The sequence below is a fragment of the Vibrio sp. T13N genome (genome assembly GCF_032970445.1).
GTDB classification, from domain to species: domain Bacteria; phylum Pseudomonadota; class Gammaproteobacteria; order Enterobacterales; family Vibrionaceae; genus Vibrio; species Vibrio diabolicus.
This window is the reverse complement of sequence record NZ_JAWJYE010000005.1, coordinates 1-22,816: the sequence shown is the minus strand read 5'-3', so window position 1 is coordinate 22,816 and position 22,816 is coordinate 1. Positions and strand designations below refer to the sequence as shown.

The window sequence follows — 22,816 nt, the reverse complement described above, 5'->3', positions numbered from 1 at the left end:
GATTTGAGTGATGGTTTCATGAGCAAGTTGACAAGTTTATTACCATCACCAATCTAAATCTGTTGGTTCACTATCGACACTAATTCTCGTTTGTGGGTAAACTCAGAGTAATCAAACCCGAGTTCAGGTTTATGAAATGTCCGATACCAAACTGGTATCAGAACAATTTGCTCAGTGAATCTAGGACTGACTGAAGCCGAAATAATAAAGAGAACGTCTTATGTACCATGATCTGATTAGAAGTGAATTAAACGAAGCTGCTGAAGTGCTCAACAAATTTTTAAGCGATGACCATAACATTGCGCAAATCGAAGCAGCGGCGAAAATGATTGCTGACTCATTCAAGCAAGATGGTAAAGTACTGTCATGTGGTAACGGTGGTTCTCACTGTGATTCGATGCACTTTGCCGAAGAGTTAACAGGCCGTTACCGAGAAAACCGTCCTGGCTATGCTGGTATTGCTATTTCAGATCCAAGTCACCTTTCTTGCGTGAGTAATGACTTTGGTTATGACTTCGTGTTTTCCCGTTATGTAGAAGCCGTTGGTCGAAAAGGTGACGTACTGTTTGGTCTGTCGACTTCAGGTAACTCAGGTAACATCCTGAAAGCGATTGAAGCGGCGCAAGCGAAAGGCATGAAGACGATTGCGCTAACAGGCAAAGATGGCGGCAAAATGGCAGGGCTTGCCGATATTGAAATCCGCGTGCCACACTTTGGTTATGCGGACCGTATTCAGGAAATTCATATTAAGATTATTCATATCATCATTCAGTTGATTGAAAAAGAGATGGAATAGTCGTTTCACAGCCACCTTTTCGAGCTGTGTTGTTAGGGAGTTTTTTAAATCATGTGTGAATTGCTCGGTATGAGCGCTAATGTTCCGACGGATATTTGTTTCAGTTTTACCGGGCTCATGCAGCGTGGAGGTCGAACTGGCCCACACCGTGACGGATGGGGAATTACCTTCTACGAAGGGAAAGGTTTTCGAACTTTCAAAGATCCCAAGCCAAGTTGTGAGTCGCAAATTGCAGAGTTAGTGCAAAATTATCCTATCAAGAGTCGTGCTGTCGTTAGTCATATCCGACAGGCGAATCGTGGTGGTGTTAATTTAGAAAATACTCATCCCTTTACACGTGAGTTATGGGGTAGGTATTGGACGTTTGCGCACAACGGTCAGCTCTCAGGCTATCAAGACTTACATACGGGTCGACACCGACCTGTCGGCGAGACAGATAGCGAACTGGCATTTTGCTGGTTGTTGAAGCAAATGGAAGATCGATATCCTGAGCCGCCAAAGGATATGGAATCGGTATTCTTATATGTTGCTAAATGTTGTGATGAGCTAAGAGAGAAGGGTGTATTTAACATGCTTCTGAGTGATGGTGAGTATGTAATGACGTATTGCACCAATCATTTGTATTGGATCACGAGACGCGCACCGTTTGGTAAAGCCGCTTTGCTTGATGAAGATGTGGAAATTAACTTCCAAGAAGAAACAACGCCACACGACATTGTGTCTGTGATCGCGACTCAACCTTTAACGGGCAATGAAGCTTGGCAGCGGATGAAGCCTGGTGAATACGGCTTGTTTCACCTAGGTGAACTTGTGAAAAACAATGCCTCTGAACTGGTGAATGTGCCGTTTGCAGCGGTGAAACCGGGCAATCAGGCGCCAACTGAGCCGTTAGAATAGCGGTTCATTCGGAACAACTCGTAAAGCTCGCTTAATCGCGAGCTTTATTTTTATGCGTTTAAACCGAGGGCGGATACTGGTGAACTCTCATACTTTCTAGCCTCCTAGTCTCGCTAAGGCTTGCCGGAAAGATGGAACTGATAGAAATTTCTCATAAAACACCACGTCATTCTGAACGGTGAGGAACGAACCAGATTCAGAATCTACTTTCCGAGTGTCGTGTTACTCAAGTGGTTATGGGATTTTTTAGAATGTTGGGTTTTAGGTTTCTAGTCTCACTACGGCTTTCTTGAATCAAGTTTATATGTTTCAAAATAACAAAAGGCAGCTCTCAGGCTGCTCTTTTGTGTTTGGAGTTTGGTATTCAGGACTACTCATCGGAGGCGTAGCCGTGTGTGCCAAGCTCTGCGCCATCTAAATAGGCTTTACCATCCTTCATGATTAAGCGCTCATCTACTAACCACTTCGCCACCATAGGGTAGATTCGGTGTTCCTGAGCCTGAACACGCGCTGCAAGTACACTAGCATCATCGTCTTCGAACACCGGAACTTTTGCTTGCAGTATGACAGGGCCACCATCAAGCTCTTCAGTTACAAAGTGCACACTCGTACCATGTTCTTTGTCGCCAGCATCTATTGCTCTCTGGTGTGTGTGTAGCCCAGGATATTTTGGTAGAAGAGAAGGGTGGATATTGATCATCTTACCCATGTAATGAGAAACAAACTCGCTGCTCAGAATACGCATGTAGCCCGCCAGAATAATCACGTCTGGTTGGTATTCATCGATTTGACTCATTAGCTCTGCATCAAAGCTTTCACGCGAGTCGAATGCTTTAGGGTCGACAAAGTGACCGTCTACATCAAATTTTTTTGCACGTTCTAAACCAAAAGCATCTGCTTTGTTAGAGAACACGGCTGCCACTCGTGCGTTTGGCATGCTGTTTTCGCAAGCTTCCAAGATAGCTTGCAGGTTACTTCCGTTACCCGAGATGAGGACCACAATGTTTTTTAGGGTATGGTTTTTCATGATGTCGAGAGTGCCTTGGTATTGTAGGTTGGAGTTATGTAGCTTCTAAACTACCTACTAATAGAATGGTTTTTATTGTTCTAGATAGCAAAATGAGGACCTAGTCATCTAGTGTCCTCATTCTTTTTATCTTGTGGGCTCGATTTGCAAATTATTGGATTTCAACTTGCTCTTCATTCGCGTCTGCTTGCGCGATTTGACCAATCACCCACGCGTTTTCGCCTTCTTCTTTAAGAAGAGCAACTGCTGCGTCTGCCTGGTCTTTCGGTAGTGCGACGATTAGACCCACACCACAGTTGAATGTGCGGTACATTTCGTGTGTGTCGACATTGCCTTTCTCTTGTAGCCACTTGAAGATCACTGGCCATTCCCAGCTGTTACCATCGATAACTGCTTTTGTGCCTTCAGGCAGCACACGTGGGATGTTTTCCCAGAAACCACCACCAGTGATATGAGAAATCGCATGGATGTCGTGTTTCTCAATCATCTTAAGTGCTGATTTGATGTAAATCTTCGTTGGTTCTAGTAGGTGCTCACCGATAGTGCGACCTGCTAGTTCTTCGTTCTTATCTGCACCTGATACTTCTAGGATTTTACGGATAAGGGAGTAACCGTTTGAGTGTGGGCCGCTTGAGCCAACAGCGATAAGTGCATCACCAGCAGCGACTTTCGTGCCGTCGATCACGTCTTCTTTTTCGACTACGCCAACACAGAAACCAGCTACGTCGTAGTCTTCGCCTTCATACATGCCAGGCATCTCCGCAGTTTCGCCACCAATTAGGGCACAACCTGCTTGAATACAGCCTTCCGCGATACCTGAAACAACATCCGCTGCGGTATCAACGTCTAGTTTGCCTGTTGCGTAATAATCTAGGAAGAACAGTGGCTCTGCGCCTTGCACGATAAGATCATTTACACACATCGCAACAAGGTCGATGCCGATAGTGTCGTGCTTGTTCATATCCAGTGCTAGGCGAAGCTTAGTACCTACGCCATCAGTACCAGAAACCAGTACAGGTTGTTTGTATTTGGTTGGCAATTCGCATAGCGCGCCAAAACCACCGATACCACCCATAACTTCAGGGCGACGAGTACGTTTTACCGCACCCTTAATACGATCCACAAGCGCGTTGCCTGCATCAATATCTACACCAGCGTCTTTATAGCTAAGAGAAGAGTTGTTACCACTCACAGGGAAGTCCTCGGTATTAAGTTGGATATGAAAACGGCGCTATTCTAACAGTGCTTAAACACAGATAGCAAACGTTTGCGTCTGTTTTTTTCTTTAGTGATTTATCCTGATATCCCTGTAAAAATCATGTATAATCTGAAGGTTTGTTTAAATATTGCCAACTATAGCCGGAGATGGACATGAAAGTTGTTGAAGTAAAGCACCCTCTAGTAAAACATAAAATTGGTCTAATGAGAGAAGGTGACATCAGCACAAAACGTTTTCGTGAGTTAGCGACTGAGGTCGGTAGCCTACTTACTTACGAAGCAACGTCAGACTTTGAAACAGAAAAAGTGACCATTGATGGTTGGAACGGTCCGGTAGAAGTAGACCAAATTAAAGGTAAAAAAGTAACCGTAGTACCAATCCTACGTGCAGGTCTAGGCATGATGGACGGTGTTCTTGAGCACATGCCAAGCGCACGTATCAGTGTTGTTGGTATTTACCGTGATGAAGAAACACTTGAGCCAGTTCCTTACTTCAACAAGCTTGCTTCTAACATCGATGAGCGTATTGCGCTTGTTGTTGACCCAATGCTTGCAACGGGTGGTTCTATGATTGCTACGATTGATCTTCTAAAAGAGAAAGGTTGTAACCAAATCAAAGTGTTGGTACTTGTTGCTGCACCAGAAGGTATTGAAGCGCTAGAAAAAGCACACCCAGATGTGGAGCTATACACTGCGGCCATCGATGAGAAGCTGAATGACAAAGGCTACATCGTACCGGGTCTAGGTGATGCAGGTGATAAGATCTTCGGTACTAAGTAATTCTTTAATGTATTACTACGACTGAACAGAAAAAACAAAGGCTTGGTGAAAACCAAGCCTTTTTTATATCTATAATACGAGAAGAATAAAATGCGCCACTCAGTAAAGCAGCGCAGACGCACTATTTCGCGTTCTCTTCTTCCATTTGTGCGTTATCTACAACGTGGTTTTCACCTAAATCGTTTGGTAGCACAAGGTTAAGAATAATTGCCACGATACCGCATAGGCTCACACCTTGTAGGCTGAACTCGCCAATACCGAAAGCCATACCGCCAATACCAAATACAAGTGTTACGGCAACGATCACTAGGTTGCGAGACTTATGTAAATCAACGTTATTCTTGATCAGTGTGTTGAGGCCTACTGTGGCGATAGAGCCGAACAGCAGAATCATGATACCGCCCATGACAGGTACTGGAATCGTTTGAAGAACCGCGCCTAGCTTACCTACCAATGCAAGTACGATTGCAGTGATCGCAGCCCAAGTCATGATCACAGGGTTAAATGCTTTGGTTAGCATTACCGCTCCTGTAACTTCACTGTAAGTGGTGTTTGGTGGAGCACCCACCATCGAGGCTGCGATAGTTGCCACCCCGTCACCTGCGATTGTGCGATGAAGGCCAGGTTTTTTCAGGTAGTTTTTACCTGTAACGTTTGAGATAGCAAGCATGTCACCTACGTGCTCTACCGCAGGTGCGATAGCGACAGGAATCATGAACAAGATTGCGTTTATGTTGAACTCTGGCGCGGTGAAGTTTGGCATAGCTAGCCAAGCCGCTTGTGTTACAGGAGTGAAATCAACCACCCCGTAGAATAGAGAAACAGAGTAACCTGCAAGAATACCACCGACAATTGGAACGAGCTTCAAAAAGCCTTTTGCAAACACGCTTAGTACAATGGTTGTGAGCAGTGAGACCGCCGAGATGATGATCGCAGCATCACCATTAACAAGCTGTGCAGCACCATCACCGGTTTTACCTACCGCCATGTTCACTGCTGTTGGAGCAAGGCCAAGACCAATCACCATGATCACAGGGCCAACGACAACAGGCGGGAGAATTTTATGGATAAATCCAACACCACGCACTTTGATCATCGCCCCTAGAGCCACATAAACCAGGCCCGCTGCCATTAAGCCGCCCATCGTTGCGCCGATACCCCAAGTTTGGATACCGAACATAATAGGAGCAATAAACGCAAAAGAAGAGGCAAGGAAGATGGGAACAGAACGTTTAGTCATTAATTGGAAGAGGAGAGTACCGACACCGGCACCAAAGAGGGCGACATTTGGATCAAGGCCAGTTAGCAGCGGCACAAGCACCAAAGCACCAAAAGCGACAAAGAGCATTTGAGCGCCTTGTAACGCGTTTTTCATAATAATTCCCTATTTTCAAGATACGCAGACAAATCCGGCGAATACTATCATCCTGCAATCGTTTGCAACGTTGCATGGATCAAACTTTCGATTGAATCTTTCCCATAAATAGCATTTTTGAGAGTTAGTTGCTTGCAAATTGGTCTCTTTTACGAGTCTTGCGTGACGAAGAAAAATGAACTGTCTAACTCGTTGAGATAGCTGGATAAGCAATGAGTTTATTATGAAAAACAACATTAGAGTGCTCGTTGAGACCCGAGTTAACAAAGCTGGTCATAATACAGACAATTTACTCAGTACTTACCTTGCTCAAGATTTGATAGTTGCTTATTATTCGGGTTCTTGTTCAGAGGATTATAAAAACTATGCGCTATTTAGCTCTCTTACTGATAGGTTGGTTGTCCCTACCAGTATATGCATTAACTCAGGTGGATATCTATCGTGCCGAAGTGGTTATCGACAGTGAGCAGAACGACGGTGAGTCTCTGGCTCGTCAACAAGGTATGCAGGATGTGATTGTTCGAGCGACCGGTTCTCAATCCTCTTTAAGCAATCCAGTGATTAAAAAGGCACTTGGTTCAAGTGCGCGTTACATTTCCCAGCTGAGCTACGGGCAGGTTGATGGAAAAGCGAGCTTAAAAATGTTGTTTAACAGCGACCAAATCAGCTCGCTTTTAACACAAGCACAATTGCCATCTTGGTCGCCAAATCGCGCCAATATTTTGGTTTGGATGGTGGAAGAGCAGGGCTACGATCGTAATATTGCTTGGGAGCATTCCGACTCTTCAAACGTTGTAGCACTTCGTAGCGCAGCGAAATTAAGAGGCCTACCAATCACTATCCCGGTTGGGGATTTTGATGATGTAACTGGTGTTAATGTTTCTGATCTTTGGGGCGGCTTTATTGAGCCAATTGGCCAAGCGAGCCAGCGCTACCCAGCGGATGCCGTTTTAGTTGTGCGCGCTCAAGGTGAACAAATTCGCTGGACGTTATACGATCAATCACCAATGAGAATTGTTGAAGCACAGCGCTCTCCGCGTAACGGTTCCGCATCAGGCGCCAATGCCATTGCTGAGATGGTTGATGGCATCGCTGACTACTACGCGAGTAAGAGCGCAGTGGTAGTATCTGGAAAATCTTCAAAAGCGTTGGCGGTGAAAGTCCTTAATGTAACGTCTGCCACGGACTTCTTCCGTTTAGAGAATGCGTTAAAACAACTTAATTCGGTTGCGGGTACGGAAATTAAGCGTGTCCAAGGTGATGAGCTGACGCTCAACATCCATCTTTTGGCATCTCAACAAGCTTTTGAGAAAGAAGCTTCTTCTATTTCTCAATTAATGGTTTTTGAAGATCCTTTGGGTGAAGTTGATGCCCCAGCTTTAACTCAAGAAGCAGAGCCAATTGCTCCGATGAATGAAGCTAAAGATACAGCTATGGTAGAAAAAGTGCAGTCTGAAGTGCCTGCGGATATCGCAGCGGAAGCAAAGGACGAAACGCAACCAATTCAGCCGATGATTGTGAAGCCTGTCCGAGAACAGTATGACTTGATCTACGAGTGGCGCTCGGCATCGTAATTGCGTTGATAGCGTTCCAGGCGTGAAGCGCAAGGATCAAACACCAATGTGGTAAGCGTAAAAAAGAGTCGCAATAGCGACTCTTTTTGTTTTCTAAATTCGTATTCGAACCAATGGTCAGTGATGACTGCGATTGGCGTTATTTATTGAATTTCGCTTTTTCTTCTTTTTCTACTTGAGAGAGGCGTTTCAACTTAAGACCTAGCTCTTTGCCTCTCGCTCTAGCAAACAAAATATTGCCAGCGAAACCGAGTGAAGTCAGGAGCAACTCTACTGCCGCAAGCCAACGTTCTCCACCATCCACATAAAGGATGGTCAGCGCATGCAAGAAATACAGCATAAGAACAAAGTTAGCCCAAGCATGAGTGTAAGGCTTACCAGCCAAAATACCAGGCAACGGAAGTAATAGCGGAATACACCAAGCAATAGCAAGTGTTGTGCTGCTAAGGTGAGGGTGAGGGGACAACGCAAGCTGCCAAATTGCGACCCAGGCTAATAAGGCTAAGTTGCCAAATAAAGCTAGGTAACGATAGGTTTTAGCCTGTGTACCGAGTGGTGTTTGGTCTAAAGAGTCAGACATCGATTAACTATCCTTGATTTTACTAACAGACTTTTAGTTTTAACGCTGCAGTTGCCAGCCTTTTGCCTAATTGTTGTGCCAGACGAATCTCTTCACTGCTGAGGGTTGCCTCATGGCCTACACTGCTGGCGCCATACGGAGTGCCTCCGGACTGCGTAGTGTGTAGCTCTGGTTCGGCATAAGGAATGCCCAAAACCATCATCCCGTGATGCAATAAAGGGGTCATCATGCTTTGTAACGTTGTTTCTTGACCACCATGCATCGAAGAGGAAGAGGTAAAGACACAAGCTGGCTTATCGATTAAGTCACCACTGACCCATAAAGATGTAGTCTGATCCCAGAAGTGCTTTAAAGGCGCAGCCATGTTGCCAAACCAGACGGGACTGCCAAACGCTAGACCGTCGCACGTTTTCAGTTCCTCTAGAGTAACAATTGGATCAGAAGGGGAGTGTGAGTGAGGTGACAATTCTTCAACTGTACGCAAAATTGCTTGGCATTGAGGAGTCGATTCGACTCCTCTTGCTATCTGTCTTGCCAGTTGTTTTGTCGAGCCGTGACGGCTGAAATACAAAATAAGGATCTGGCAATCCATTTATAGAATATCCAACACTTGCTCTGGTGGTCGACCAATTTTCGCTTTGCCGTTGGCAACTACCACCGGACGCTCAAATAATTTTGGATTTTTCGCCATTGCTTCGAACAATTGCTCATCGCTAACAGAGTCTTCGCCTAGGCCAAGTTCTTTGTATTCGCTTTCTTTGGTGCGCATCATTTCACGTACAGATGAAAAGCCAAGTTGTGCGTACAGCGCTTTTAGCTCATCTACGTTAAGTGGTGTGTCTAGGTATTTGACGACTTCCGGTGTAACACCATTTTGCTCAAGCAGTTCAAGTGTTTGACGGCTTTTTGAGCAACGAGGGTTGTGATAAATCACGACTGACATGGTTTTCTCCATTTCGTTATTGTAATGCCATGAATCGATCTCTTTGGATCATGAGTTGGTCAATACGGGCATCGTATCGAGCTTGCTCTAAGCTGCCCAACTTGGCCATTTTACTTGCTTCACTATAATATTGAATCGCTTTATTCCAGTTTGCTCGCAACGCCAAAATTTCCGCTCGCGCAGCCAACTCTTCATCACTACGTCCTAGCGCGTGGTAGCTCTTCGATATTAGGTGCCAGCCATTTGTATCTTCAGGATAATCATGAGTGTATCGCTGAAGAACTCGCGTGGCTTGATCGTTTTTATTGTCCTCAAGTAGCGCATTGGCATAGTTAATGGTCAATACTTTATTTTGAGGGTTCCGAGATAACGCTTTACGGAGCATCTCGGTTGCTTTTTCTGGCTGCTTCTTCTCGATATATAAATCCGTCATAGCATCCAGGTAGAATGGGTTACTTGGGTCCTGCTCCAGCAACTTTTTCAAAATAGGTTCCGCTTGAGACAAGCGTTTGCTGTCTAAATGTACGAGTGCTCGCCCATAGTCAAAAGCAGGTGTGATGTCCGCAGAGGCTTTCTTTTGAGTTCGCTCAAACCAGCCTAAAGCAGCTTGTCCGTCAATGCCGGCGTACCGCGCCACAATGCGCGCACGCGCTAGGTGATAGTCTATTGAAGGCACAACTCGCATTGGTGGATAGGTCCTTGCTCGCGCACGGCTATCGGTAATTCGATCTTCAGGTAGTGGGTGAGTCAGTAGCATTGGCGGCGGTTTACTCGCATAACGATATTCATCTGCAAGACGGCCAAAAAAACGTGGCATTGCTTGAACATCAAAACCAGCTTTTGCCAGTGTTGAAATACCAAAGCGATCCGCTTCTTTTTCATTCGCGCGAGTGTAGTTGATTTGGCTTTGCATGTTACCTGCGGTTGCCGCCGTAATTGCAGCCATCCCCGCTTCTGGTGAGGCAATCGAAAGCAGTAATGCGCCAGCGAGTGCAGCTAATGTGGCCGGAGAGCGACGTGCTTGCTCTTCCATGCTGCGCGCAAGGTGGCGTTGTGTGACGTGCGCAATCTCGTGAGCAACAACAGAGGCTAACTCGCTTTCTGAACGTGCATGAAGAAACAACCCAGAGTGCAACGCTACGTAACCACCAAAAAACGCGAACGCGTTAATATTGCGGTCGCGAATCATAAAGAAGTGAAACGGCGTTTTTACATCGTTCGCATTGGCTACTAATCTGTGCCCGAGAGCGTCAATATACTCATTGATAACAGGATCATTAACGATAGGTTTACTGGCTCTGAGCATACGCATATAGGCGTCGCCGTAAATCAACTCTTGGTCTATTGAGAGCGTGCCACCAGCAGCCGTGCCAATGTCTGGCAAGTCAATGCTATTGGCATAAGTTGTCGGCGAACTGATTGCAGCTGCAAGACATAAGCAAACTAGCGAGCGAGTGCGTTTTAACATACGTTTAAAAGGTTCTCCAAAATACATAAGCATGTGGTTAGAGGCTGAGAACCTCTCAACAGCGCCACATGCGTTTTGGTTATCCGCGAGGATATAAGCTAGCAATAAGACCGGAAATAAATGAATTGGTTTCGTAAATTATTTTATATCCGAGTCATTTCAGCATGTGGTTAAATCATGTCAGAAGTGCTAGCACCAGCTCAAAAAGCCGTTACAATACAACCCTATCATAAGTGCAGAGCAATACAATGGAATCCATGTTACTTGATTTGCGTGAACAACGTTGCCCTATGGCACTGTTACTTGCAAAGCGTCACGCAGCTGAAGTCTTTCAAGGAGAAACGCAGCAGTATCATCAACTTGTTATTCAAGTGGTGGATAACAGCTCTAAACGAGACATTGTGAACTATCTCAGTGCCCAAGGGTACTCAGTTGATTGCCAATCTACATCAGAGCACTACACATTGACTGTATTCAATAAGGAATCCGCATAAGATGTTTGAAATGGTTAGTCGTTGGTATAAACGACGTTTCTCAGACCCTCATGCAGTAAGTCTCGTCGCGATCTTGCTGTTTGGTTTTATCACCATTTACTTCTTTGGGCATTTGATTGCGCCATTGCTTGTCGCGATCGTTTTGGCTTATTTACTTGAATGGCCAGTCGTAAAAATGTGTCGCATGGGCGTGCCGCGCACTTTGTCGGTCATCATCGTGATCTTAATGTTCGTCGGATTGATGTTGATCGCTTTGTTTGGTTTGGTTCCGACGATTTGGACTCAGGTCGGTAATCTAATTAACGATATTCCAAACATGTACAACGGGTTACAAAAGTTTATTGTCACGCTACCAGAACGTCATCCTGAGTTAGCAAACTTAGAAATTGTAGAAACCGTGGTGACAAATGCCAAAAACCAAGCGTTGGGACTTGGTGAGAGTGTAGTAAAAGGCTCACTTGCGTCATTAGTCAGTATTGCGACGCTAGCGGTATACCTGATTTTAGTGCCACTACTTATCTTCTTCTTACTGAAGGACAAAGAAGAGATGCTAAGAATCGCGAGTGGTGTTTTGCCGAAAAACCGTAAACTCGCGAATAAAGTTTGGCATGAAATGAACGAGCAGATATCAAATTACATTCGCGGTAAAGTGTTAGAGATTTTAATCGTGGGTGGCGTGAGTTACGTGACTTTTGCCATTTTAGATCTTCGCTATTCGGCGCTGCTTGCCGTAGCTGTCGGTCTATCTGTGTTAATTCCATATATCGGCGCAGCAGCTGTAACTGTGCCTGTCGCCATCGTTGGTCTGTTCCAATGGGGCCTTGCGCCTCCGTTTTATTGGTTGCTGCTTGCTTACGGTATTATCCAAGCGCTGGATGGCAATGTGTTGGTTCCTGTTCTGTTTTCTGAGGCGGTAAATCTACACCCCGTTGCCATCATTGTGGCAGTGTTAGTCTTCGGTGGCTTGTGGGGTTTTTGGGGCGTGTTCTTCGCCATTCCGTTGGCGACACTAGTTAAAGCCGTATGGCATGCCTTACCAAGTACGGAAGAAAACGAACCAGTCGAACAAGAGTAGGCGTTACCAAAGTACGATGCTCAAAAGAAAGCCCAGCAGTTTGCTGGGCTTTCTTGCTATTTGAAGAACGGATCGCGCTTATGCGTTTTCGTTCAGGTAATTTAATACGACTTCGTGGTGATCTTTAGTTTTGAACTTGTTGAACACGTGTTCGATCACGCCTTCTTCATTGATTAGAAAGCTAATGCGGTGAAGACCATCGTATACTTTACCCATGAATTTCTTTTCGCCCCAAACGCCAAATTGGTCTGCAACGGCATGATCTTCGTCAGAAAGTAGGGTGAAGTTTAAATCATCACGCTCGATGAATTTGCCTAGGCGTTTTACAGGGTCGATGCTTACGCCAAGTACAACCACGTTGTGCGCATCTAATTCAGCTTTGATGTCACGTAGACCTTTTGCTTGTGTAGTACAACCCGGCGTCATCGCCTTAGGGTAAAAGTAGAAAAGTACTTTCTTGCCTTTAAAGTCTTCGAGAGAAACTGTATTTCCGTCTTGGTCGAGCAAAGAGAAGGCTGGCGCTGGCGAGCCTGCTGTCAGCGTATTCATGGTGATTTCCTTTACTTTATAGTGTGTTTTTAATGAAATTCAGAGAACCTTGTACGTTGAGCGACTGACAAAGTTCATCGAAATCTTCTTGTAATTGCATTAAGTTACAATCCGCACTTACTGATGCGGTAATCGCAATGTGGAATTGGTCCGCATCAAGTTGAATTTTCGACTTACTGATAGTTTGGGCGCTAAGAGAGTCCAAACCAATCTGTTGATCCGCGAAGAACTTAGTAAACTTTTCAGTCAGACCTGGGCGGTCTTCAGACTCAATAAACACTTCCATTGTGTAGCTGTTGTCGAGCAATTCGTGCGCCGACGTACGCTTCATAATCGTAATCAGGTCATGCTCTTGGCCAAGTAGGGGCAATTGCGTCTCTACTCGAGTCACACTGCTGGCGTTCCCAGTTAGGAGCATGATCAGGGTAAATTCACTTCCAAAGATAGCGATACGGCTATCGACTATGTTACAACCGGCTTGAGTAACGAGGTGTACGACTTGGTTACAAATGCCTGGACGGTCCGTTCCAACTGCTGTAAGTACCAGATGTTGCTTCATAAATGAGCTTCTTGTCCTTTCTTCAATAGAGAGATGTTAGCACAGATATTGCGGAGAAATATCGAGTCAGTTCTTTTTTTAGTTTACAAAAAAGCAGGTTGGCTCTTGAGGTGAACGATTGGAGGCAAGCAGTAAACGAGGGAGTTGGGGGAATAAAACGTTTGCATGATGTGCTTGCGTGTTGTTTGGTCTTTTTATTCACTCAGGTCTGACTTGGTGAGCACGACCAAAGAGTATATTTTCCTGGCTTGTGCACTTCAGTATTTTCCAAATCACTGATAGATTCTAAAGTCACTCGAAAGCCCAACACGATTATCAATATTGCCGCTAATCAAACCAAATAGAGCAATTAAGTTGCTAGACCTCTAACAACTGATAATTATTCATTCATTTGTACTTTGTAAGCGAGTTTACGCTCTTGTGTTTTTCAATCGCATTACAGTACCATGCAGAAAGAGTTAAATGAGGGAGATAAACATGTTTTCAGGAAGTATCGTAGCGCTGATTACGCCATTCAAAGCAGATGGCGAAGTAGACTTTGACAGTCTGCAAAAGCTAGTAGAGTACCACGTTGAAGCGGGTACAGACGGTATTGTGGCAGTAGGCACAACAGGTGAGTCAGCGACACTGACCATTGAAGAGCATGTAAAGGTCGTTAATAAAACTGTTGAGTTTGCCGACGGTCGCATCCCTGTGATTGCTGGCACGGGTGCAAATGCAACCCACGAGGCAGTAACATTTAGCAAATTACTGGCTGATTCTGGTATTGCTGGCTTCCTGAGTGTGACACCGTATTACAACAAACCAACTCAAGAAGGTTTGTTCTTGCACTACAAGGCAATTGCTGAAGCGAGTGATGTGCCTCTAATTTTATACAACGTACCAGGCCGTACTGCTGTTGATATGCAGCCAGAAACAGTGGCACGCTTGTCAAAGCTTGATAATATCGTGGCTTTAAAAGATGCAACGGGCGATTTGGACCGAATTGCAATTCACCGTGAACTTTGTGGCGAAGATTTTATCTTACTAAGTGGCGATGATGCGACGGGTCTCGATTTTGTGAAACTTGGCGGCAATGGTGTTATCTCGGTAACGAACAATATTGCAGCTAAAGACATGGCAGACATGTTCCATTTGGCAAGTGAAGGTAAGTACGAAGAAGCAGAAGCGATTAACCAACGCTTGATGACTCTACACAAAAATCTTTTCATTGAAGCAAGCCCTATCCCAGTAAAATGGGCAGCGCAAAAGCTTGGTTTGATTGAAGAAGGTGGTTTGCGTCTTCCTTTAACCACACTTTCTGAAAAATCGCAGCCGATCGTTGAACAGGCGTTAACCGACGCCGGTATTTATTAAAATTGAGCTATTAAGATTGAGTTACTAGGATTGAAGTTCATACTGGGGGCCAAAGCGCCCTCGGTGTTTTAGGAGTATAGATGAAGCTTTCAAGCCAGTTAGTGTTAAGTTCATTAGCTGTATTCGTATTGACTGCCTGTTCAGGTGGTGCCAATCAACGTCGTCAAGCAAAAGATGACTTCGAGTATTTGAACTCCCCCAATTTGGGTGAGTGGAATGTCCCACAAGGCGCACAGCCACAGTTTTATCCGAACTATGAGATCCCTCAGGGTAACTATGCTGGTGGTGTAGGTAAAGATGTCGACATTCGTCCACCTCAACAAGTCCTAGAGCTTATTCCTGGTGCACGTCTGGACCGCAGTAGTGATGGTGAAGTGACACTTTGGCTACTTCGTAAAGATGAACTAGATAAAGTTTGGCAAACGGTACAAAACATGGTCGCGGCCAACGAGATTCCAGTTGAAAGCCAAACAGATTCTCGCATCGAGACGGGTTGGGTGACGTGGGATTCGCCAGACGAAGAGCTGGAAATTGGTAGCCGATATGAGATCGTAAGTGCTGAAGCAAATGGTCGACACGGCTTTAAAGTGAGTCTTATTGACTGGCGTGAAGGCAATCAAGTGAAAGAAGTAACGGCGACCAACCGTGAGCGCTACAATGTGTTCATGACGAACTTGGTAACCGCTCGCTACGATCAAGAAGTACGTGAAGAAGCACAACGTAAAGCGCAAGAGTTGGTTAAACAGATCCCAATTACAATGGGTAAAGACCGTAGTGGGCTTCCTGTGATTGTCGCGCGCGCGCAATACAACATGCTTTGGCAACGTCTGCCTAATATTCTACCTAAGATGGGCTTTAAGATTGAAGAGCGTAGCCAGTCTCAGGGCACAATCACTGCGAAATATGCGTCTCCGGATGATGAATTCTGGAACGATATCGGCGTTAAACCAGTGGAGTTAGACGCTGGTAAGTACACATTCTTACTTGGCGATTTAGGCAACCGTACGTCTATCAATATTACGGATTCCTCTGGTAAGCCAGTAGAAGAAGAGTTTTTGAAATCACTAGCGCCTGTATTGGCTGCGACGGTGAAGCAGTAACCAAAGCGAACTTAACGCGATACGTTTACACAATAATTGAAAAGGGACCCAGTGGTCCCTTTTTTGATGCTTATATTCGGCGTGTCGGGATAAAGTAGGTGTTTAACTAACGAGGCTCGTCTTTGTTGCTCTCCTCGTCAGCGGAGCGCTGTTTATCCAACGTGTTCAGCTTATCTAAATCGTTCTTACGGCTTTTATCCATCTGACCAAACTTCATTTTTGCGGTGTATTTGAGTGCGGCAATGTTACCAATGACCACGCTCAACACTACAATGATAATGACCCAAGGATTGGTGAGTATTTCTATCATAGAGCCTCCGGCGGCGTGATATTGTGAATAAATTTGGCAACGACGTTATCCAAATTATTCAGTATGACGTCAATCCCTGCAATGTTGTCGGTCTGATTTTGCTGAATCAGCTGGTTTCTGAGCACATCAGGCGTCAATTGCGCGAGGCACTGTTGCCCGACAGTGCGGTGGCTAATGTGCCAAGGCTCAATCGAAACGCCACCTAAATCTTGCTGATAAGGGAAGAAGAAGCCGAATCGACCAAGGTTGGCTTTTAACCATTGGTAGAACGCTTGCTGGTGGCCTTCAAGGTACTCCCAAGGCTCCAGCTTGAGTTTGGTGTCAGTAGGCAATAAATTGCGCGCATAGACATCAAAATCACAACCCCAATGATGACGACTTCCTCCAGGCAGTGCCGACCAGCGTAAAATGGCCATCAATTTTTCTTCGTCATTTAACTCTGCTTTATTTAAAGGGCGGGAGTTGATGTCGAGAATTGGCAACTCACCAGAAAACTTCCCGTTCCAGATCGCTTTTTGGCGGTTGAAGTCACGAAAACCACTGGCGATTTCCATTTTAAAACCTGCTTCTGTTGCCGCTTCAATCATCTTTAGCAGATCGTCAGCCACTTCAGGGTGGAGTAGAAACGCTTTTTGACCCACTAAAGTGGATTGCAGATGAGAATCTGTGGTGCCGGTGAGTTGCTCTGGTGTCATGGTGTTCTCGCTGATTACTTCGCTAACAGGTGTTTCAACGTGTTCTCGTACATGTCAGTCAACTTTTCTAGATCGTCCACTTTCACGCATTCGTTCACTTTATGAATCGTAGCATTAACAGGGCCTAACTCTACGACTTGACCACCCATTCGAGCGATAAAGCGACCATCAGACGTACCGCCAGTTGTAAGTAGGGCTGGCTTCGTATCATTCACGTCGGCAACAGCAGCAACAACCGCATCTAGCAGCGCGCCTGTATCGGTCAGGAATGGGTCGCCGTTGAATGTCCATTTTAGATCGTAGTCCAGCTCATGCTTGTCCAATGTTTCGGTAACACGCTGAACAATTGCGTCATTGTTAAGCTCAGTACTAAAACGTAGGTTGAACTGAACATGGAACTCGCCAGGAATGACGTTAGACGCACCAGTGCCAGCCGATACGTTCGGGATCTGGAAGCTGGTTGGTGGGAAATAATCATTTCCTTTGTCCCACTCTGTTGTTGCGAGTTCATGAATCGCGAGTAGAGACTCGTGCACAGGGTTATTGGCTAGGTGAGGATAGGCCACGTGGCCTTGTGTTCCTTTTACCGTTAAATCGCCCGTGATAGAACCGCGACGTCCATTTTTCACCACATCGCCAACCACTTCGGTGCTGGATGGTTCACCGACGATACACATGTCGATATTTTCGCCACGTGCCATCAACGTTTCTACAACACGAACGGTACCATTGATAAATGGTCCTTCTTCATCCGACGTAATTAGAAAGCCGATTGAGCCTTTGTGGTCTGGGTTTTCTGCAATGAAGCGTTCGACAGCAACGACCATAGCAGCTAGCGACCCTTTCATGTCCGCTGCACCGCGACCGTGTAGGTAACCATCAATAATAGTTGGTTCAAACGGATGTGTATCCCAGTGCTCCAGTTTGCCAGCAGGTACCACATCGGTGTGGCCAGCGAATGCAAATAGTGGCGCTTCTGAACCACGTCGAGCCCAGAAGTTCGTGGTATCTTCAAACACCATTACTTCAATTTCAAACCCGAGTGCTTTTAAGCGCTCGATCATCAAATCCTGACAACCTGCGTCTTCCGGCGTTACAGATTGTCTACTGATCAGATCTTTAGCAAGTGCCAATACTGGACTGTCTGTCATCCTTGAGTATTCCTTTATTTAAGAGTTGAAAATGGTAGCGTATTGATCAGCTTTAAAACCGATATGAAGTTGATCATTCACTTTTAAAATTGGGCGCTTGATCATCGCCGGATTTTCTACCAAAAGAGCGATCGCGTTTTCTTCGTTAAGCGTGTCTTTCTGTTCTTGTGTCAGTTGGCGGTAGGTCGTGCCACGTTTGTTGAGCACCTGTTCCCAACCTAAAGCGCGACAAAATTCGCTTACCATAGCTACATCAACGCCTTGCTTACGGTAGTCATGGAAGTCGTAAGCAATATCCTCAGCTTCTAACCATTTTTTGGCTTTTTTGATCGTATCGCAGTTGGGAATACCAAACATGGTAATCGACATAGTGTTTCCTTTTTTCTTTGTTCTATTTTTCACTGGCGCGGTTAAGACGCACTTAAGTGATTTGGCTGCTATAGCATCCTATCAAGAAGCAATCAAACTGACAAAATGCGGTGGAAAATATTTTCAGATAGATTGAGATAACTGATGTTACGTAACTTATTTACGATGAATGCACTATAAATCGAATAAAAAATCGTCTAAATCAAATGGAAAAGTCGAGTTATTGATCAAACGCAACATCTCGCTGAGCAAAAACGAAATAATGAATCAGCACAATTTTAGGAGGTGTCAATGGAATTGAGTCCTGTTTTTGCAAGGCGGCTATATTTGGCCTTGTTGGTGGAAAACCTAGAAAGGCCGAATGTGCCAAAGTTGATCGAAAAAACGGGGTGGCCTCGTCGTACAATTCAAGATGTACTCAAGGCGTTACCTGGGATCGGCATTGAACTCATATTCGTTCAAGATGGCCGACGTCATAATGACGGCTATTATCAACTTTCAGATTGGGGGCCTTTTGATAGCCAATGGGTTCTAGAGCGGGAGAGAGATATCGCTAGCAGTCTTGGATTTCGTGCATAAGCCAGCAATTGCTGGCTTTTTTCATATTCAGGCGTCATCCATTGCAGCGGTAAGCGGAGCCCAGCACGCTAAATGAGGTGATAAAATCTTGCGGGGAGACCATAAAAACGGTGTCCGCATCGATAGCCGCGGCATTGTTTTTTAAATCATTCATCGCGCCTTGCATCATCGCGTCATTGGTCATGAAAATGTAGTTATACCAATGACCCTCGCTTCCGGTGACTTCGCCTTTGTATTCGCATCGATCAGGATTGAACTGAGCGTCAATGCGAATATGAACATCTTGGCTTTGAGCCTGAGTAAGGTGAGAAGGCATCGTACATCCAGAGAGAAGTACGACAAAAAGTCCAAGTAACAGGCGTATCATCAGCTATTTCCCCAATATTGTGTAAGCAGCAAAGCCAATCCAGCTCAGAGCGAGCAGTATCCAAGGCAGTTTGCTTGATACATGGTTTGGCGCATCGTCGGTGATGTTGTCTTGTTCGATAGTCTCTTCATGCTGACGTTGCTTTTCACGTTGCTGTTTTTTCTTCGCTTTATCGGCTTGACGATTGCGCTCTTTTTGTTGTTTCTTATATTGTGCGATGCCTTTTTCGATACCTTGAGCGATCAACTTGGTTTGCTCTTTGGTTTGCCCCGGTTTCTGTGTGGATTTGGCAATTCTCATCGCTTCGGCTTGAGTTTCTTGAGAAGGCGCTGGGGTAGCTGGAGTTCTTTTTTTCATGTTTCTCATCAACGTCATTGTAAATCTTTGTTTAGTTTACCTGTGTAAGATGATGAAATGAACTTTAGTTCTCATCTTTGCTGGCTTGCAACTCTGAAATGATAGGTTAAAGTGGCGTTTTATCACATTAAGAAGAAGATGTTGTGCGCTACTCGTTTGACCAATATGACGCCCATGGATTTTTAAAAGCGCCGATTATTTTATGGTTTGGATGGATGTTTCTTGTGCGTTCATGGGTTGTGTTTGCGATGGCAGGCGTAAGTCGTGATAGTGGCAGTAAGCTACTCGCTATTGTTTATCCAGACTCAAGTACGCTGTATTTGGGTTTGGCTATGGGCATTCCAAGCCTGCTTCTCATGTGGTTGATGGGGCTCCGTCACCCCGATAGAGGATGGGTAAACAGAATTACTCGCTATGGTCGAGAGATCACTTTGATCTTGTGCGGTATCCAACTGGCTCAGACCATGTATCATGTGTATCTGGAACATGGTGTATTCAACTGGGCAAACGCCCTTACCATTACCTTATTAGCTTGGTTTATGATCTATCTTCTAAATGGAAGATGGGTAAAAGACTGTTTTCATGTGCCACAATTGGAGCGCAATGAAGAGCAGCCTTCGAAGAATTAAAAACAATAACTTCCCACACCGGGGCAAAGTATAGAGGAAACCTCAATGTCACAAGCTCAAACGGCGATCGTGCCAGAAGCAGGGCCATTTGCACTGTACACTCAACTTAAAGTGAACCAAAACCGTGAAAACGTATTGGATAAGCTGAAAGCACTACCAAAGTTAGTGGAAGAGTTAAATATTACCCAGCCAGGCGCGGCGCTGACCCTTTCTATCGCATTCACAAAATCGTTTTGGCAACACCTCAATGTAGACGCGCCAGAAGAGCTTATTGATTTTACTCAACTTGGCGAAGGAGACATCGTAGCGCCTGCAACGGATGTTGATGTGCTGATTCACTGTCACTCTACTCGTCACGACTTGCACTTTTATGTTCTGCGTAAGTTTCTAGAAGAGACGGCACAAGATGTCACCATTGTGGACGAAACGTATGGGTACCGTTACCTTGATGCTCGTGATATGACAGACTTTATTGATGGGACAGAAAACCCGAAAGGGGAGGCCCGCGCTGATGTGGCTCTAGTAAAAGAGGGCCTATTTGCTGGAGGCAGTTATGTCATGGCTCAACGCTTTGAACATAACCTTGCCGCTTGGAATCGCTTGAATGTCAAAGCGCAAGAAAAAGTGATTGGTCGTACCAAACCAGACTCTATCGAGCTAGAAGACGTTCCTGCTGCATCACACGTCGGTCGCGTTGATATTAAAGAAGAAGGAAAAGGTCTCAAGATTGTTCGTCATAGCTTGCCATACGGGACGGTAACAGGGCCTCATGGCCTGCTGTTTATTTCTTACTGCAATACACTTCATAACATTAAAGTGATGCTAGAAAGTATGTACGGCGTGACAGATGGTAAAACAGACCAAATGCTTCGTTTCACAAAAGCGGTAACTGGTGCGTACTTCTTCGCTCCATCACAAGAAATGCTAGCAGAGCTAGCCATCAAGTAAGTTCTCAGACTTTATTTCTTAAGCCCTCCAATTGGAGGGCTTTTATTTTCTTCTTTTCTATTCCACAGACTTTTTCAAAAAAGACTAAACCTTTCGATTATTTGGTCGATAAATACTCAAAGCCTTAATTTTAGGACCCTTTATTCGTGGCGATCACCGTTAATACCAATATTGCAGCACTTGTCGCACAGCGTCATTTGACCAGTGCAACTGACATGCTGAACCAATCCATGGAGCGTTTGTCTTCAGGGAAGCGTATTAACAGCGCAAAGGATGACGCTGCGGGTCTGCAAATCTCCAACCGTCTGCAATCGCAAATGCGTGGTTTGGATGTCGCGGTACGTAACGCGAACGACGGCATTTCTATAATGCAAACCGCCGAAGGGGCGATGAATGAAGTGACTAACATCATGCAACGTATGCGTGATTTGTCGCTTCAATCTGCTAACGGTTCAAACAGCAAAGCGGAGCGCACTGCACTGCAAGAAGAAGTCTCTGCTTTAAATGATGAGTTAAGTCGTATTGCAGAAACGACCTCCTTTGGCGGGCGTAAATTGCTGAATGGCACATTCGGTACATCGTCTTTTCAAATCGGTGCAACGGCTGGTGAAGCGGTCCAAGTTGGCCTACGGACCATGCAGCCGGAATCTTTAGGTAGCTTTTCAATGAGCTCATATCAAAGAGTCAGTTCAGATTGGACGGTTCAAAACGGAAATAATGAAATTGTTATCAGCTACCGTGATAACAATTTAGAAGAGCAGGAGATCCGTATAGAAGCTAAAGCTGGCGACGATATAGAAGAACTCGCGACTTACATTAATGGGCAAACCGATAAAGTGAAAGCGTCTGTTAATGAAGAGGGGCAACTGCAGTTACTCATGTCCCACAAGGACGCCATAAAATACCCTGGACCAACCTTCAGTGGTAGTCTGGCTGATGAGTTAGAACTTGGCAAGTATGTCACCGTAAATAGAACGGTAGATAGTATTGATATCAGCACGGTCGGTGGCGCTCAGATGGCGGTCGGCATTTTAGATGATGCTTTGAAAACGGTAGATGGCAGTCGTGCTGAGTTAGGCGCGTATCAAAACCGCTTTAATCACGCGATCAATAATCTGGATAACATCCACGAAAACTTAGCCGCTTCCAACAGTCGTATCCAAGACACTGACTACGCGAAAGAAACCACGCAAATGGTGAAGCAGCAGATCTTGCAGCAGGTCAGTACTTCTATTCTTGCACAAGCAAAACAAGCGCCAAACCTAGCATTAACCTTACTTGGCTAATGATCGACCTCGCTCGAATTTAACGCAAAACCTGCCTGTATCGACAGCTCGAAAAGAAGCTTTAGCGAAAGTTTGACGTTTTTTTGCTTTTTTATCTGCTTCATCACGATTCCTTCTCCAAATGAACTTTTTTCAAAAAAATCCAAAGAATTCCCTAAAGAAATCAGTTTGAGCGCCGTTAATAAAAGTAACTTTGAGAGAACTACTTGGTTTTCCGAGACGTCGGAAACCGCTATACCGGAAAATCAATTGGAGAAATCACCATGGCAGTGAATGTAAACACTAACGTATCAGCGATGACCGCTCAGCGTTACCTAAACAACGCAAACTCAGC

27 protein-coding genes and 1 pseudogene are annotated in these 22,816 nt (G+C 45.2%); 13 read left to right on the top strand and 15 right to left on the bottom strand.

The genetic code is table 11. The features are described from left to right. Positions 1-220 precede the first annotated feature (220 nt). Positions 221-796, top strand: coding sequence for a D-sedoheptulose 7-phosphate isomerase (gene lpcA, locus R2S67_RS09585; RefSeq protein ID WP_005380392.1), 576 nt, complete (start codon positions 221-223; stop codon positions 794-796). Positions 797-847: 51 nt separating this feature from the next. After that, complete coding sequence (locus R2S67_RS09580; protein WP_085342907.1) at positions 848-1,693, top strand: class II glutamine amidotransferase; 846 nt, start codon at positions 848-850, stop codon at positions 1,691-1,693. A 370-nt stretch (positions 1,694-2,063) separates the two neighbouring features. On the opposite strand, the gene purN is transcribed toward R2S67_RS09580, so the two are convergent. Together purN and purM are read right to left on the bottom strand one after the other, a co-directional pair. Next, the gene (gene purN, locus R2S67_RS09575) at positions 2,064-2,720 is read right to left on the bottom strand and encodes a phosphoribosylglycinamide formyltransferase (protein ID WP_152811782.1); all 657 of its coding nucleotides are present in this window, start codon (positions 2,718-2,720) and stop codon (positions 2,064-2,066) included. A gap of 151 nt (positions 2,721-2,871) precedes the next feature. Next, positions 2,872-3,912: a phosphoribosylformylglycinamidine cyclo-ligase gene (purM, locus tag R2S67_RS09570; protein WP_317343454.1), complete on the bottom strand. Its 1,041-nt coding sequence runs from the start codon at positions 3,910-3,912 to the stop codon at positions 2,872-2,874. A gap of 179 nt (positions 3,913-4,091) precedes the next feature. Here purM and upp point away from each other — a divergent pair, with 179 nt between their 5' ends. Then, the gene (upp, locus tag R2S67_RS09565; RefSeq protein WP_041852906.1) at positions 4,092-4,718 is read left to right on the top strand and encodes a uracil phosphoribosyltransferase; all 627 of its coding nucleotides are present in this window, start codon (positions 4,092-4,094) and stop codon (positions 4,716-4,718) included. 121 nt (positions 4,719-4,839) lie between these two features. Here the strand turns inward: upp and R2S67_RS09560 are convergent, their stop codons facing one another. Further along, positions 4,840-6,093, bottom strand: a complete 1,254-nt coding sequence (locus R2S67_RS09560) for a uracil-xanthine permease family protein (RefSeq protein ID WP_047008859.1) — start codon at positions 6,091-6,093, stop codon at positions 4,840-4,842. A 365-nt stretch (positions 6,094-6,458) separates the two neighbouring features. Between R2S67_RS09560 and R2S67_RS09555 the strand changes: the two genes are divergently transcribed. Then, a complete protein-coding gene (locus R2S67_RS09555; protein ID WP_317343451.1) occupies positions 6,459-7,667 on the top strand; it encodes a DUF2066 domain-containing protein in 1,209 nt (402 codons plus the stop codon). Between the two features lie 139 nt (positions 7,668-7,806). Here the strand turns inward: R2S67_RS09555 and R2S67_RS09550 are convergent, their stop codons facing one another. The 4 genes from R2S67_RS09550 to R2S67_RS09535 are packed head-to-tail and all read right to left on the bottom strand — an operon-like array spanning position 7,807 to position 10,658. After that, positions 7,807-8,247 carry a DUF2069 domain-containing protein gene (locus R2S67_RS09550; protein ID WP_012841511.1) on the bottom strand — a complete coding sequence of 147 codons (441 nt, stop codon included), beginning with the start codon at positions 8,245-8,247 and terminating at the stop codon, positions 7,807-7,809. A gap of 22 nt (positions 8,248-8,269) precedes the next feature. Beyond that, complete coding sequence (wrbA, locus tag R2S67_RS09545) at positions 8,270-8,839, bottom strand: NAD(P)H:quinone oxidoreductase (protein ID WP_012841512.1); 570 nt, start codon at positions 8,837-8,839, stop codon at positions 8,270-8,272. Then, the gene (gene arsC, locus R2S67_RS09540; protein ID WP_005380410.1) at positions 8,840-9,190 is read right to left on the bottom strand and encodes an arsenate reductase (glutaredoxin); all 351 of its coding nucleotides are present in this window, start codon (positions 9,188-9,190) and stop codon (positions 8,840-8,842) included. A 16-nt stretch (positions 9,191-9,206) separates the two neighbouring features. Beyond that, positions 9,207-10,658, bottom strand: a complete 1,452-nt coding sequence (locus R2S67_RS09535) for a tetratricopeptide repeat protein (RefSeq protein ID WP_012841513.1) — start codon at positions 10,656-10,658, stop codon at positions 9,207-9,209. A gap of 257 nt (positions 10,659-10,915) precedes the next feature. Here R2S67_RS09535 and R2S67_RS09530 point away from each other — a divergent pair, with 257 nt between their 5' ends. After that, entirely contained in the window at positions 10,916-11,152 is a 237-nt protein-coding gene (locus R2S67_RS09530; protein ID WP_046875522.1) for a sulfurtransferase TusA family protein, read from the top strand. A 1-nt stretch (position 11,153) separates the two neighbouring features. After that, positions 11,154-12,227, top strand: coding sequence for an AI-2E family transporter (locus R2S67_RS09525; RefSeq protein ID WP_006741685.1), 1,074 nt, complete (start codon positions 11,154-11,156; stop codon positions 12,225-12,227). A gap of 78 nt (positions 12,228-12,305) precedes the next feature. On the opposite strand, the gene bcp is transcribed toward R2S67_RS09525, so the two are convergent. After that, the gene (bcp, locus tag R2S67_RS09520; RefSeq protein WP_005380418.1) at positions 12,306-12,776 is read right to left on the bottom strand and encodes a thioredoxin-dependent thiol peroxidase; all 471 of its coding nucleotides are present in this window, start codon (positions 12,774-12,776) and stop codon (positions 12,306-12,308) included. A 16-nt stretch (positions 12,777-12,792) separates the two neighbouring features. Further along, positions 12,793-13,335, bottom strand: coding sequence for a glycine cleavage system protein R (locus R2S67_RS09515; RefSeq protein ID WP_012841515.1), 543 nt, complete (start codon positions 13,333-13,335; stop codon positions 12,793-12,795). 477 nt (positions 13,336-13,812) lie between these two features. Between R2S67_RS09515 and dapA the strand changes: the two genes are divergently transcribed. Continuing rightward, positions 13,813-14,691, top strand: a complete 879-nt coding sequence (gene dapA / locus R2S67_RS09510; protein WP_012841516.1) for a 4-hydroxy-tetrahydrodipicolinate synthase — start codon at positions 13,813-13,815, stop codon at positions 14,689-14,691. An 80-nt stretch (positions 14,692-14,771) separates the two neighbouring features. Beyond that, on the top strand, positions 14,772-15,791 hold the full coding sequence (gene bamC / locus R2S67_RS09505) for an outer membrane protein assembly factor BamC (RefSeq protein WP_317343449.1): 1,020 nt from the start codon (positions 14,772-14,774) through the stop codon (positions 15,789-15,791). 106 nt (positions 15,792-15,897) lie between these two features. On the opposite strand, the gene R2S67_RS09500 is transcribed toward bamC, so the two are convergent. The 4 genes from R2S67_RS09500 to R2S67_RS09485 are packed head-to-tail and all read right to left on the bottom strand — an operon-like array spanning position 15,898 to position 18,316. Next, entirely contained in the window at positions 15,898-16,101 is a 204-nt protein-coding gene (locus R2S67_RS09500; protein ID WP_012841517.1) for a DUF2897 family protein, read from the bottom strand. Further along, positions 16,098-16,796: a M15 family metallopeptidase gene (locus tag R2S67_RS09495; RefSeq protein ID WP_237312527.1), complete on the bottom strand. Its 699-nt coding sequence runs from the start codon at positions 16,794-16,796 to the stop codon at positions 16,098-16,100. Before R2S67_RS09495 ends, R2S67_RS09500 begins: the two co-directional genes overlap by 4 nt. A gap of 14 nt (positions 16,797-16,810) precedes the next feature. Further along, entirely contained in the window at positions 16,811-17,947 is a 1,137-nt protein-coding gene (gene dapE / locus R2S67_RS09490) for a succinyl-diaminopimelate desuccinylase (RefSeq protein ID WP_047008854.1), read from the bottom strand. 18 nt (positions 17,948-17,965) lie between these two features. Beyond that, the gene (locus tag R2S67_RS09485; protein ID WP_047008853.1) at positions 17,966-18,316 is read right to left on the bottom strand and encodes an ArsC family reductase; all 351 of its coding nucleotides are present in this window, start codon (positions 18,314-18,316) and stop codon (positions 17,966-17,968) included. A 291-nt stretch (positions 18,317-18,607) separates the two neighbouring features. Here R2S67_RS09485 and R2S67_RS09480 point away from each other — a divergent pair, with 291 nt between their 5' ends. After that, on the top strand, positions 18,608-18,895 hold the full coding sequence (locus R2S67_RS09480) for a helix-turn-helix domain-containing protein (protein ID WP_005380433.1): 288 nt from the start codon (positions 18,608-18,610) through the stop codon (positions 18,893-18,895). A gap of 34 nt (positions 18,896-18,929) precedes the next feature. On the opposite strand, the gene R2S67_RS09475 is transcribed toward R2S67_RS09480, so the two are convergent. Further along, positions 18,930-19,262: a DUF4156 domain-containing protein gene (locus R2S67_RS09475; RefSeq protein ID WP_047008852.1), complete on the bottom strand. Its 333-nt coding sequence runs from the start codon at positions 19,260-19,262 to the stop codon at positions 18,930-18,932. A gap of 3 nt (positions 19,263-19,265) precedes the next feature. After that, positions 19,266-19,619, bottom strand: coding sequence for a DUF2956 domain-containing protein (locus R2S67_RS09470; protein WP_164666258.1), 354 nt, complete (start codon positions 19,617-19,619; stop codon positions 19,266-19,268). Between the two features lie 143 nt (positions 19,620-19,762). On the opposite strand from R2S67_RS09470, the gene R2S67_RS09465 reads away from it, so the two are divergent. From R2S67_RS09465 to R2S67_RS09450, 4 genes and pseudogenes are all read left to right on the top strand, one after another. Next, positions 19,763-20,248 carry a DUF2919 domain-containing protein gene (locus R2S67_RS09465; RefSeq protein WP_012841521.1) on the top strand — a complete coding sequence of 162 codons (486 nt, stop codon included), beginning with the start codon at positions 19,763-19,765 and terminating at the stop codon, positions 20,246-20,248. A 45-nt stretch (positions 20,249-20,293) separates the two neighbouring features. Then, positions 20,294-21,196, top strand: a complete 903-nt coding sequence (locus R2S67_RS09460; protein ID WP_046875528.1) for a Dyp-type peroxidase — start codon at positions 20,294-20,296, stop codon at positions 21,194-21,196. 146 nt (positions 21,197-21,342) lie between these two features. Beyond that, the gene (locus R2S67_RS09455) at positions 21,343-22,482 is read left to right on the top strand and encodes a flagellin (protein WP_317343445.1); all 1,140 of its coding nucleotides are present in this window, start codon (positions 21,343-21,345) and stop codon (positions 22,480-22,482) included. Positions 22,483-22,688: 206 nt separating this feature from the next. Beyond that, positions 22,689-22,816 (top strand): annotated as a pseudogene (locus R2S67_RS09450) (flagellin); the annotation flags it as partial.